This window comes from Sessilibacter corallicola, from assembly GCF_021290925.1.
GTDB lineage: Bacteria > Pseudomonadota > Gammaproteobacteria > Pseudomonadales > Cellvibrionaceae > Sessilibacter > Sessilibacter corallicola.
On the sequence record NZ_JAJSLX010000002.1, the window covers coordinates 1,110,054 to 1,123,273 of the forward strand.

The following is a 13,220-nucleotide window of genomic DNA, read 5'->3' on the forward strand; positions in this document are numbered from 1 at the left end:
TCTCTAGTGCGTGATAGATCCTTCGCCGTAGAAAAACAGCTCGCTGCTCTTTTCCAAAATCCACTCAGGCGGTTGGCTAGACACTAAAAACAAGGTTGCTTTTTCTTTGGGTTTTAGCGTTGCGCTTTCACCGCTGGAGGCAATCCAGCCCTGGTTAAATAAAATTGGTCGCAGTTGCTGAATGTGGTTTGACTCGTTTTTTACAATAGCGTGGGTTAAATAAAGATCGTTATTTTGACAATGCCCGACTGCATCAACGGTAACCCATTCATTGATTTTCCAATCGGTAAATCTGGCTTGGCCGAAATTAAATTCTGTTGAGCATTTGGGTAATTCGATTTCTGAGTTTGTTTGTAACTGTTGTAATCGTTGCGCTGAATATTTGATGGCACCTACGGCACGGGTTTTTAGTGCATTGGGCCAAGGTGTTGCCTCGCTTTTATCCGTTTCTGGTGTTTCAAGATGATGATTCAGGTCTTTGTTATTGGTCCACTGAGTAATTCGTTTTTGATTGACTTCGTGGGCTGTTAACGCGTTTTCCGATATCCAAGGTGTGATTAATACAATTAATTCACTGCGAGTGTCGTTATCGAGATCACGACGAAACAGTTTGCCCAAAGCAGGAATATCACCTAGCAAAGGTACTTTTTCTTTAATTTCTTGTGTTTCGGTTTCGATCATACCACCGACGGCAATGGTGGCGCCGTGGCGAGCCACTGCGGTAAGTTCAATGGTCGATTCCGTTACCGAATCAATGGCAACGTTAGTAACGGTGCCCAACCCTGATGATACCGGTAAATTGGTGACGCCTTCGTTTAGGGTGGTGCTGCTTTGTTCGATGTCTAAGGTAACGGTTTTATCGTCATTAATGCGTGGCCAAATACTTAATTCGGTGCCGATAATTCGAGTATCAGTTTCTAGATCGATATTAACAATAGTGGTGGATTCGTTAGTAATAATATCAGTGGTTGCACCGGTAACAATGACGCGATCCTCGCCGATGGTTAACCGAGCTTCTTTGTTGTTAGCCGAGATTACATTCGGTTGCGCCACTAAATTGATTCGGTTTTGCGTGTGCAACCATTCGATGGTTGCACTCAATTCGCTACCGGTAAGCTGTGCCAAGAACGCACCACCTTCTACGGGAAAATTACCTAAGTTCAATAATCGTCGCGGTGCAAAAATAGGATCTCCGTCACCGTCTTGGCCTGTTTGAATTTGACCTTGTTGATACGCGTAATCAAAAATTGAACGTTCTTCTTGCCCTAAATTAGCTCTTAATATTTTCACTTCCAGTAATACTTGTTGAGCCGGGCGGTCAATACTTTTGATGAGTTTATTGATGTCACTAATAACGGATGCGTCGCTGGTACGAATTAACAATAGATTGTGCAAATAATTCCAAGTGACAAAAATAGGGGGCTCTTGTCGAACTCTTGATTGAATAAGCTGCGATTCACTGATGTTGACGGATTCCCCAGAATTTAACTGGTTACCGTCGAAAAAGTCTCGTCTCACTTCGACCGCGTCTTGATCGCGCGCGTTGTTACCGCCAACAATTTGTACTCGGTTGTTGCGATTGTTTCGGTTGTTATTATTTCGATTAGTGGCGTTGTTGCGGTTACCGCCCACACCGGCACCTTCGCCACCGCCAATGTCGCCTTCTAATTCGTAACTGGCATTTTCGCTAGGCTCGGTCAATTCAACGCGATCGCCATAGAGTGATTCAATAGCGTTGGCAGCGTCGGAGACATTCTGATGTTTTAGCTCGTAAATTTTGGTAATAAAATCTTTTTGTACAACAATTTCGCGATTGAATTCGTCTTCGGTCAAAATGTAGTAAATGTTGTGTTCTTTGTCTCTGCGATACCACAAGCCGCTAACACGACAGATGCCATCGATAACTCCTTCAACCGTGGTATCTTTTAAATAAATCGATACTTTCTCGGTTTTTGCGGCCTCGGTTGCAACAATATTGACTTGTGCCATTTCGCTAATAACACGTACCGCATCGCCGACGTCGGCGTCTTTAAATTCAACCGTGCCAAGCCGTTGCTCTTTTGAGAAAGCGGCAGTTGAAAAGGCGATAGTTGAGAAGGAGATAGTTGAGGACGCCAATAAAACCACTAGGATGGTCGAATAAAATGTTCGATTCATCGGATTACAAACCTCTGTTCTGATACACCGCCGTACAATCCCGTACGTACGACTAGACTTAAACGAGAAATTGATTCAATTAAAATTACGTCTCGTCCATTGCCAATTCCATTTAAGCCGACTGTGTCGCCTTCGCGCACCACAAAGACGCCTAAGCCGTCGATTTCTAAAAGTGCAGTGAGTGGATCGTTTTCGTCGACGCCAGTAATAACACCTTTTAAGCGCATTTTCGGAAGTTTTAAGTCTCCCGTGATTGGTACGAAGTCAATGTCTTGCTTGAGTTTAAAATTTTCGTTATCGAGCATTTGTGGGGTTACGGCGAATGGATCGCGGCCAATAACGGTGAAGGCGGAGTAATCTCGATTATTCTGCGTGGAAATCGGTAACGCTCGATTGTTAAGATTTGGATCAGACGGCTGCGATGGAAGCGACGTTTGCGCCTGAATTTTAATAGCCGTTAACACGCTTAAAAATACGAAGGTACAGGGTATGATCGTGTTTTTCGATGACTCTAACACGGTTAATTTCCTCCGGTGGAAACGGCAAAAATAAGCTGAAAAATGGACAAATAAACAAACGCAACCGGTATGCCTACCATCAATAGTAAGGTCGGCTCGATAAACGCCAGCATTCTTTTGATACTGGCTTGTAATTCTTGGCTGTAATAATTACCCATTTCTTCCATGACTCGTTCGAGTTCACCGCTTTTTTCCCCAACGGATGCCATTTTACGAAACAGCTCTGGAATAAATGGCTGCGAGATTGCTAAGGCAAGGGAAGATCCGTTAAATACTTTGTCGGCTGCTCGGTGGTAGCTTTTTTTCAGTGACGCGTTGCCGCTGATGCGTTCGCAGATTTTTAGTGAATCAATAATGGTAACGCCGCTGGAGGTTAATAATGCTAATGACCAACCCGCGCGCGCCATATTTTCGGTTAATACCGCGTTGCCAATTAATGGTAGCGATAAAATAATACGGTCGAATATTTTTTTACCCAACGCGGTGGTGTAGAACGCAAGCAAAGAAAATATGCCGGCAATAAATACAATAAGTACCGTGAGTCCGTGGTACGTTAACAGGTCTGAAAAAGCCATCATTTTTTGAGTGCTTGCGGGTAAATCCAATGCCCGACCTTCAATAAACACTTTCATTTTTGGCAGTACCCATACCGCCATTAATACCAATAAACCTATGGTCAATGAAATAACAATAACCGGATAGATCATTGCGGTAACGAGCTGTCGTTTTAAATCTGCTGCTCGTTCTTGCTCAATCGCCAGACGATGCAATACCTGATCAAGTTCGCCGCTGATTTCTGCACTGCGTACTAATTCAATGGCTTGGGGTGGAAACGTTTTCGGAAACAACGCCAGTGCTTCTGCAAAAGATTTTCCGTGCTGAATTTCGGTTCGTATTCTACGAAGGGTTGCGCTGAGTTTGGCTTTTGAGGCTAAATCCGCGCTCAGATCGAGTGCTTCTAATAAAGTATGACCCGACATCAGCATTAAGCTGAGTTGGCGATACAATTGTATATAGTCGCGCTTATTGGTCGGCGTCCAATAACTGGGTTTGCATTTTTCCAGTGCGGCTCGCCAATTAATACCATCGGAATTTGATCCCAATTTTAGATCGATAATAAACATGCCTTGAGAACGCAGTAATTTCACAGCATCCTGTTCGTTCGCAGCGTCAATACTGCCGCGAACTTCCTTGTGATTTTGCATGGCAACGTAGGCAAAACTGGTCATGCAATGTCCTCTTTAATTGACGACATACCGGTTTCAATTTGCAGTGTGTCGGTGTTATTAACCAAGCTTCCGCTGTAACTGTTTAAGTCTTGGAACGGTCGAATTTCTTCAATGGATGTTTCACCAAGCACCACTTTATGAATGGCGTCTTGCCACAGCGTGTACAATTGATCGGTAGCTCTTGATCTTATTTCGTCTTCGTTGACACCGGAGGCAATTAATCGAGCCATTTCTTGATCGACCCAAAACATTTCATGCAATCCAATACGGCCTTTGTAACCCGTACCCATGCAAGCCGGGCAACCTTTGGCTGAATAAATATGATCAACGTGAAATAAATTTTGTAGGTGCGCGTTTAGCGGTTCTTTTTGTTTGCATTTTCTGCACAATCTTCTGACTAACCGCTGGGCAATGACCAACTTTAAGGTTGAGGCAATCATAAAATGCTCACAACCGAGATTTTGTAATCGACTCACAGATGCAATGGCATTGTTGGTGTGCAAGGTCGACAACACCAAATGCCCGGTCATCGACGCTTTTAATGCGGTTTCGGCGGTATCAAAATCTCGTACCTCACCCACTAAAATAACATCTGGGTCATGCCGTAAAAAAGAACGCAAGGCTTGAGCAAAACTAACTTTCATGCTTACTTGCACTTGTGTTGCATCTTCTAACACTTGCTCGATGGGATCTTCGATGGTTAAGACGTTGTATTCGTTTCGGTCGATTTCGCGTAGGGCGGCGTAAAGCGTAGTCGATTTACCACTGCCCGTCGGTCCGGTTACCAACACCAGTCCGTTGGGATAATTTAAGAGTTCTTCCAGTCGAGTTCTAATTTTAGGATTTAAATCTAAATTTTCTATGCCGAGCAATTCAGCTTCTTGCCCTAAAATACGTAAGGTCACGCGTTCGCCAAAACGGCAGGGCAGTGTTGCCACACGAAGATCAAATGCCGATAAATTCCAATCACTGATTTCATAGGAAAAACCGCCATCTTGTGGCATGCGTTGTTCCGAAATATCGAGACTGGCGAGCACTTTAATGCGATTCACCAGTAATCCGGCTTCGTCCGAATTCAATAATTTAGGGTAAGGAATAAGGCGACCATCAACACGCAGTGAGACTTTCAGTTCGTCTTTTTCGGGTTTCAAATGAATATCGGAAGCGTTGCAGACAAACGCTTCTTTCATTAATTCATCGAACAATTCCACCGGGTCTTGATCACCCAAAGGGTTGGTAATGGCAATCTCTTTTTGCAATACCGATTTTATAGAAACAGGCTCGGCCAGTGCGATGGAAAAAGAGTGATTGAGTATGCGTTTGAAATTATCAATGGCGACGTGATCGTCGGGATCTGCCATTGCAAGAATAAGTTGCTCGTTGCGTTTAACGGGCAATACCAAACGCCGTTGCAGCAGTTGATCCGGTATTTTTGCTAAAACATCGTTATCGACACTTAATTTTGACAGCGGTAAAAAATTCAGTTTACGTTGCTCGGCAACGGCTTGATACATTACCGTGCGTGCTATTCGATAATCTCTGCCGATAATTTCTGACAGCGATAACCGATCGTGTCGTGCCACGCGTTTGGCTTGCGCTACGTCTTCGGGCTTTAATAAATTAGCGTGCACCAGTGCGTTCACTAATGTAGCTTCATTGATAGACACTGGATTGTCCTCCCACCTGAGCGACAAGCTCTTTTAGGGTATTGGGTTGACGTGCGTAACTTTGTGCAAGCTCTAAGCTAATCCATCGGTTAGACACCAAATCTGCTAAGGATTGATCTAGAGTTTGCATGCCCTGTGAACGATTACTTTCTATGGTGGAGTACAACTGACGCGTCTTGTCGTTCTCAATTAAATTACTGACGGCAGAATTTTTCAGTAACACTTCTACCGCCGGGACTCGGCCTAAGCCGTTGCTGGTCGGCAATAAATGTTGTGCAACCACTGCACGCAAACAACGCGACAATCGAACTCTTGCCAAGTCTTGTTCGTTACCCGGAAACGCGCCAATAAGACGTTCAATAGAACTGACCGCGTCGTTCGTGTGGAGCGTGGAAAATACTAAGTGGCCTGTTTCTGCCGCGGTTAATGCTGCACGAATGGTTTCAAGATCGCGCATTTCGCCGACCATTAAAACATCGGGATCTTCTCGCAGAGCAGCGCGAACGGCGTGGGGGAATTCCGTAAAATCCCGTCCCATTTCCCGTTGGTGAATCACAGCTTTTGACGGGCGATGAATAAACTCCACAGGATCTTCAATGGTAATAATATGAACCGGGCGTTTGTGGGCAATGTCGTGAATTAACGACGCCAGTGTTGTTGATTTACCTGAACCTGTTGCCCCACACACCAACACCAAGCCACTGAGTGTCTCGGTTAAATTTTCTATTGCCCGAGGTAAATGCAAATCGCTCAAGCTTTGGAAATTATTGTTTAAATGCCGCAAGGCAATCGCCAGTGATCCCAGACACTGATAGGCGTTAATTCGATATCGATGCCCTTGCTCACAGGTGTAACCAAAATCGACACTGCCGTGGGAGTCGAGAGTTTGCTGTAATTGAGTTTCCGGCAATGATGTGTGTGCTTTAGCCTCTGTTTTTTCGGGCTCTTGATACTGGCTGGTTAAACCGAGAAACAGTGATCTAACCTCATCTTGCGTCAGTGTTTCGCCTTCGGTGATTAATTTACCGTGCACCCGAAATGATACGGGTGCGTTTTCAGAAATATGAATGTCTGAGGCTTTTTGTTTTCTTGCCTGTTCTAACAGTGCTTGTAATGACCGATTCATATGGCGAGCACCATTTCTACGCGCAGCAATTGCTGTACTTCCAACGCTTGGCGAGCGTTCATATTGGGTTCGTCGGCGATCACTTGAAAACGAATCGGTGCAACCGTGTAGCTGAGCGTGTTTAATTCATCCAGTAAAGTTTGTACGGCAAAATAGCTGCCCCAAGCTTCAAAGATTAATAAGGGTCTGCCGTACACACGGTCTACGTCTGATTCCTGATCGACCTCTGGTGCGTTGTTAATATCGTCAGAGCGTTTCAGTGAGCCTTCGAGTTTAATCACTCGCATGCCCAAACTGTTGGCGAGGTCACTTAATTCTCGGCGCAGCTTTTGCTGTTCTTGCGAGTTTTCGATGGGCGTGAATCGCTGTAATAACCGACGTAAACTCTGTTTGTCTTGTTCGAATTTACCACTCATTTCTTCGATTTGTTTTTCAAGACCAACCGTACTTTTCGGCTGAACAACGGTTTCGGCCCGGTTTTCAATGCGGTCTAAACGGCGGTTTATTCTATTTTCGGTGTCGGCAATGTCTTTATAGACATCGCTATACCACAGTCCGTAACCGGCAAGCATAACGGCAGTGATCAAAATCAATAATTGATTTTGTTGTGTTTTACTGAGCTTTAACCAGAGAGATTTCATTGCGGTGACCTCTCGTTGATACTGATCGTTGAAAGAGCCGAGACGACGGATTTATCGGTTTTTGCGGTACTGACATTGGGCACTAACCATAAATTAATGGTGTAGCCATTCAGTCCAAAACGTCCGATACCCGATTGAATATCAGGGTCGACGACTCGGTAGTTTAATCTTGCAACGGCTTGTTGCAGGCGCTCAATAAATTCCGTGGCGCTGGGGTTGTCGGTTGCCCAAGCCGTTAAATTGAATCGATCGCGACTGTTGCGTCTGGGTTCTTGCAGTTTGTCGATCATGACATTATTTGAAACGCTCAGCGCAACTGTTTTTAGTAATCTTGGTACCAAACGGGTGCGAGACATCACTCGATTGGATAATCGATCCAGCTGCTCTGATTGACTCTTAAATTCTTTTTCTAACGTTTCAAGCTCTTGCTCTTTCTTTTTGAATTCACCGTTAATGCTGCTGAGTTGTCGATTCAGTGCGAGCTTTTGTCGGTATTCTTCATCGAGCGCGGCGAGTTCTTGCTTTAAATCATCTTGCAGCCAAACCGAGTAAACGCCGTGAATAATTAATGCAAAAAATAATGCGGCGGGAATTCCCAATCGATACACGTCGATGTTTTTCCACACTGGCGGCGCTGGTTCTTTTGGTGGAATAAGCGGCAGGCTAATGTGTTCGTTTTCGAGACCAAAAATACCAAACTTATGGTTTTTAATGGCCAATCCCAAAATGGCACAATGGATTGCGTGAGGTATATCTAAATGCGAACCGCCTGATTTTGACGTGTCTGTTTTAGACGTGGCCGTTTTAGTGGTAGATATTACAGATGTACCAGTATCCGACGTACCAGTTTCCGACGTAAGGATATCTGAGTGAACTGAATTTAATACTCTGATATCACGTTGTACTTTATTGGCAAGTGTTGCCAGAAACGTTGTTTTGGCTGACGGATCTTGATAACTGGTATACCAAACGATATCGCACTCTTCACGGGTAATTTCTGTGATGATGGATTCGAGTTGTTGGTCTAAATTTGAGTTGGCGGGTCGAGCCTGGATTTGTAAGTTGGTTATTTTATTATTAATACACGAATAAGCCGCAATGTAATCCATGCTGGTTTCGACGATTGCAAATTTGTCGATCCCATGAGTGTGCGCCACGTTAGATGCACAGGTGGCGAGTGGTACGATATTGCTGACTTTAAAACCGTTGTGTACAAAGGCGTTGTACCAGGTTTTTCGAATTTTTGCTTCGATACCGGCGGTTAACCACTGGTGATAGGTTTCGTCTTCACGTTCGTAACTGTGCAGTTGCCAACCACAGGCGATGTGCGTTTTTGAATGAGCCAAGCGCTCTTGATAATTCAGCGATTCGTGCAAATCTTCTTTGGAGATAAAACCAAGGTCGATAGCAACTTCACCGAACCGAGCCAGACTGTTGCCTTGGCTGCGACGCAGTTCCAGTTCGTTAGCGATGTTGGTTCTTTGCTGTTCGGTAATTAAATGACGGCCGTGTAAAATGGCACCGATAGTAAAATATTCATTGGTGTCGGCGATCAGTGTTTCTAGCTCGTAACCGAGCATTGATTCCATTTGCGCAGGTTTACGAGGTTTTTCTGGATCGAGGGGTAAATCCAATAGCGCGGGTACGGCAAAGCTTGAAATAAACACCACGGATTTAGGTAATTTTTTGCCAGCGCTTTCGGCAAGACGTTCTTTGGCTTCTTTTAACGCGTAGGCAGGGTCGGTATCGTTGCTTTGTGCACAGAGTTCAATCACCGGGTATTCGGTGTTGAGTTCGGAGTCTGTTTTTTCCGAATCGGAATTTTTGGTATTTTCGTTATCGGTTTTTCCAGACGCTACTTTTTTAAAGGTTGCTTTTTTAAAGGTTACTTTTTTAAAGGTTACTTTTTTAAATTTTACTAGGGCCAACCAAAGGCAGTAGCCATTGTGAACGGCAATTAATTGCTCATCGCTACTGGCGTAGCGCAGCGCATTCCATCGAGATTTTAACGGAGCCAAAACAGTGTTCATAAGGACGATCTCCAGTCAATCTGGATGGGATTGGAGCTAACACCAACATTGGGTGCGGTATGGGCATTTAACTGAATAATGTCTGATAACCCTTGTGCACTGGCGCTGGGAAAAGGATTGGTGGTGCAGGTATTGGTTAAATCGTTATAAATATACAAACCGATTCTGATTGGACCTTGCGCTAAGGTAAGCTCAGCAGTAGGCGTTGCTTCGTCGGTTTCCATCATTGGCGAAAACACAAAAGAATCATCACCGTTTGAGGAAGGTAAATTAACGGTTAAATCGATGGTATTGGTATCATCCGATCTATGACTGCTATTGGTTATTAATCCATGATTGACTCGAATTACACGCGCGCAGATTTCGTTTTCTCCGTCGGTAAAATCGTAATGAGGTATTGTGCAAGCCGTCGCTGGAGTCCAAGTTCCTCCAGCCGATGTGCAATTAGACTCACGGTTTATGCCTGGAATATCACAGTCACCGTAAACTGGCACCCACGTCGTTGATGTTTCAGCGTCGCAATCAGCAGCGGAATCGACACTGATATCATCATTAACGCAGTACAAATGTTCTGGATCCCAGAAAAACCCAGCAGCGTTGCAACTGGCCTGTGTTGTTATTCCATCGGCGCGGCATTGCCCGCAAACCGATGGGCTATTTATATCGAGATATAAAGGACTAAACGGTAGGGGTACGAGATGTTGGTTATTGGTAACCGCTACGGTTTGCAGTGTGGAATCACCGTAGTCGATATTGGTACCGGTTAAATTATTGGTGGTTAAATCGGTGTCGGTATCTAGGCCAAAACTGCCGATAGTTAATTGATTGGCAACGGATAAATCCCAGCTCCAATCATTACCCCAGCCGTCGCGAAAATCGGCGTTGAGTGTGCGAATGTAAGGGCCGTTCCAGCCGTGCCAAATTTCAGAGTCAGCATCAAATTGCCAAGCACAGGTTTGGTTACCGGCGGTGTCCGGGTTGCAATCGGTGGGTTCTGTCAGTAATTCATTTAAACTTAATGGCAAACGGCCCATGTCACTGACAAAGCCATCGACATTATTGGTAGTGTTGGCGTTTGGGTCAGTTCCTAAAATGGCGTTTTGTATAACCGCTAATTTTCGGCGAGTTTCTTCGAATCTATTTTGGTTGTCGGAATTGTCCACTACTGATAAAGCTAAGGTTGCCGCTGTTGCGATTAGGCCCAACACAATAAGCAATTCCAGCAATGAAAAGCCGGAATTCTTGAGCGGTATTTTTGATGTTAATACGCGATTCATTCTCACAATGTATTCTCGCGATTATCGATATCGACATTTTCTACAACAATGGCCGGGCCTTTTGAGTAATCATAAATATGATAGCCGTGCCAGGTGTGCGTCGTATTTCTAAAAACACTGAGGTCTGTCTTTTTGATTTTTTCTGCCAGGGAATTGGTAAGGTACACCGCAATGACTTCTTGCTTTTCAGTACCCGCAGGTGTCGACACAAACGCTTGATAGTTAATCTCGGTATTTGGCGCAATGTTCATAACGCTTAATGCGGTATAGATGTAGCTCGACTGCTTTTCTTCCGGCAGCGTTTTTAACGTGGCCAAAAATTTAATGTTGTTGGGCGCAATGATCGCTATTTTGCCAGAGTAAGCCGACTTTGATTGTTTGATTAAATCGGAAAGATCTATTCGAATGTGAGGGTCTTCGATAAGATAGTTTTTTTCGACAAGTAACCCTTTTGCGTTCACTGTGCTTGTTATTGCTAATACAGTTGTTGCGGCATAAATAAAGTAAAGAAATGATGTTTTTATTTTTTTAGCGGATTTTCTTATATTAAAAATCATTTCAAAATGCCTCTTACATCTTATTTCAATGTAATGCGTTACGCAGTTATTCACAGGTTAAAAATGTTGGTTAAATCGTTGCCCGTATTTATGGGCAGGCGACGATATCGTCGGTGGTAAAATTTCCAGAACAGAGATTGTTATAAAAATCTGCTTCGTCTGCTGCGACCGCACTTAAACCTAGGCCGCCAAATTCGTCATAGCTACCGTTGATGCCAGCACTGACAATAACGGAGCGATTATTTAATGTCAGTAATAAGTACGCATTACTGAATGGATCTAGCAGTGTTGTATTACTGGGGCCAAAATCCCCCGTTGCTCCTGAATTTAAACCCGACAACGCAATCGTCAATCCGTTGATAATAGTCGATGTATTTAACGGTTCACTCAGGTAAGGGCCACGCCAACCGCGCTGTGCAATTGTGTCCCAATTGTAATATTGCACGTCGGTTAAAATAGACCAATCGAAGGCAATGCTGTGTTCGTCAAAATCGCCATCGCCGTCGAGATCAATTAATCCCGGCCAAAATCCTGTGTCGGCATTAAATTGGCGAATGGCTTGGGCTAACTCGGCAATTTCTACTTCTGTTAAATTTTCACGTTCCGTTTGATCAATGCCGTCGTACAGCGAAATTCCAATTCCGGCAAGCGCTACTAAAATACTGATAACCACCAGTAATTCCAGCAGACTGAAACCTTGTTGCGCTGTTATTGGGCGACTTTTTTTTTTTGATAAATACATCGTTAAATTCGCATTATCAAATAGGGGCAGCACGTAAAACGGCGGAACCTAAGTTCCACCGTTTTTTATAGACTAAGCAATAAAAGACTTAGATGGTGTTACGAGTTCCGTCCCATTCACCCAATTCTTCTTCTTTGGTATCGCCAGCGCCATCAATTACGGTAATGAAAGTAATTTGATCAGCAGTGTCGTAACCGCCCGCAGTGGCTGCGTTGAAGGTACCAATATTAAATACAGCAGCGAAGCGACCGTATTGAGTTTCTGAAACGTGACGGTAAACAGGAACTGTGGTCATACCGCCAAGGTCGTTGGTGTTGAACAAAGTAGACGATGGGCCAAGGCCAACGAGCATAAGAACTGGTGTGGTGTCAGCACCGACAGTAATTGCTTCACCTGGAGTACCAGTACCAAGCGTTGGACCACCTAGACCGTCAAATGGAACGCCCGCTGCGCCAAGTACACGCTCATAACCACCGGTCCAAACAAGCACTTGGTCACCCGCTGCAAGAGTTTGGTTACCACCGCAACCGTTAGCCGCAGGAGTCATGAAGATGTTGTTAGAAACAACAGCGTTTGCACGTGAAGCGATGGTGTCAACAACGTTTGCTGCTGCACAGTCAGTAGTGTCGCCGTCACCGTCTAGGTCAGCTGCGTTGCCGTAATCTAAGTATTGAAGAGAGCTAATACCGATGTCGTTAAGCGCTGTAACGGTATCTGCTGTTAACGCGATGGTACCTGCGTCTTCAATAGCAACCAATTCGTTTGCTGGGAAAGTTGCTGCTGCGGCGTTGCCGTCAGTAGTAAGGTCAACACCAAGCATAGAATCAAATGTGTCTGGGAATTGGTTTTTATTCAAAACACGGAAGGTGTGAATACCTTTGTTTAATTCGTCCATCATAGCAACGTGAGCTGCGGCAGAAGCACGAGCGTCAGTGTCTTGAAGAGCGATCGTGGCAGTACCGGCGATGGCGGCAAGAATAGCAACAACAACCAATAATTCTAAAAGGGTGAAACCACCTTGTTTGCTTTTTAGTTTACGTGCTTTTTCACGTAGAGAATCGTCTTGGATGGATTCAACATCGATTTTTTTAAAGCGCTTTAGCAAATTTTTTGCATTTAAGTTCATTGTAAATACTCCTAGTATGGATCTCGAAATTGCTGCACAAACACGCAACCATCAAAGCGTTATTTGCTTGATACTGATTGGTTAATAAAGTGTGTTTAATGCGATAACAATTAGCGGTCTCCACCCACAGGAGCAGCGCTAACACTCAGC

At 44.4% G+C, this 13,220-nt stretch carries 11 protein-coding genes; all 11 read right to left on the minus strand.

Features of this window, described 5'->3' with window-relative positions; all coding sequences use genetic code 11:
* Positions 1-3: 3 nt before the first annotated feature.
* Positions 4-2,157, minus strand: a complete 2,154-nt coding sequence (locus LU361_RS12020; protein WP_233089084.1) for a type II secretion system protein GspD — start codon at positions 2,155-2,157, stop codon at positions 4-6.
* Positions 2,154-2,675, minus strand: coding sequence for a hypothetical protein (locus LU361_RS12025; protein WP_233089085.1), 522 nt, complete (start codon positions 2,673-2,675; stop codon positions 2,154-2,156). Before LU361_RS12025 ends, LU361_RS12020 begins: the two co-directional genes overlap by 4 nt.
* 2 nt (positions 2,676-2,677) lie before the next feature.
* Positions 2,678-3,904: a type II secretion system F family protein gene (locus LU361_RS12030; protein WP_233089086.1), complete on the minus strand. Its 1,227-nt coding sequence runs from the start codon at positions 3,902-3,904 to the stop codon at positions 2,678-2,680.
* Positions 3,901-5,571 carry a GspE/PulE family protein gene (locus tag LU361_RS12035; RefSeq protein ID WP_233089087.1) on the minus strand — a complete coding sequence of 557 codons (1,671 nt, stop codon included), beginning with the start codon at positions 5,569-5,571 and terminating at the stop codon, positions 3,901-3,903. Before LU361_RS12035 ends, LU361_RS12030 begins: the two co-directional genes overlap by 4 nt.
* Positions 5,558-6,697: a type IV pilus twitching motility protein PilT gene (locus LU361_RS12040; protein ID WP_233089088.1), complete on the minus strand. Its 1,140-nt coding sequence runs from the start codon at positions 6,695-6,697 to the stop codon at positions 5,558-5,560. Before LU361_RS12040 ends, LU361_RS12035 begins: the two co-directional genes overlap by 14 nt.
* Positions 6,694-7,338, minus strand: a complete 645-nt coding sequence (locus tag LU361_RS12045; protein ID WP_233089089.1) for a hypothetical protein — start codon at positions 7,336-7,338, stop codon at positions 6,694-6,696. Before LU361_RS12045 ends, LU361_RS12040 begins: the two co-directional genes overlap by 4 nt.
* The gene (locus LU361_RS12050) at positions 7,335-9,368 is read right to left on the minus strand and encodes a coiled-coil domain-containing protein (protein WP_233089090.1); all 2,034 of its coding nucleotides are present in this window, start codon (positions 9,366-9,368) and stop codon (positions 7,335-7,337) included. The genes LU361_RS12045 and LU361_RS12050 overlap by 4 nt, the downstream gene beginning before the upstream one ends.
* Entirely contained in the window at positions 9,365-10,645 is a 1,281-nt protein-coding gene (locus tag LU361_RS12055) for a prepilin-type N-terminal cleavage/methylation domain-containing protein (protein WP_233089091.1), read from the minus strand. Before LU361_RS12055 ends, LU361_RS12050 begins: the two co-directional genes overlap by 4 nt.
* 2 nt (positions 10,646-10,647) lie before the next feature.
* Complete coding sequence (locus LU361_RS12060) at positions 10,648-11,202, minus strand: hypothetical protein (RefSeq protein WP_233089092.1); 555 nt, start codon at positions 11,200-11,202, stop codon at positions 10,648-10,650.
* A gap of 88 nt (positions 11,203-11,290) precedes the next feature.
* Complete coding sequence (locus LU361_RS12065; protein ID WP_233089093.1) at positions 11,291-11,944, minus strand: type II secretion system protein; 654 nt, start codon at positions 11,942-11,944, stop codon at positions 11,291-11,293.
* Between the two features lie 88 nt (positions 11,945-12,032).
* Positions 12,033-13,070: a type II secretion system protein gene (locus LU361_RS12070; RefSeq protein ID WP_233089094.1), complete on the minus strand. Its 1,038-nt coding sequence runs from the start codon at positions 13,068-13,070 to the stop codon at positions 12,033-12,035.
* Positions 13,071-13,220: the final 150 nt, after the last annotated feature.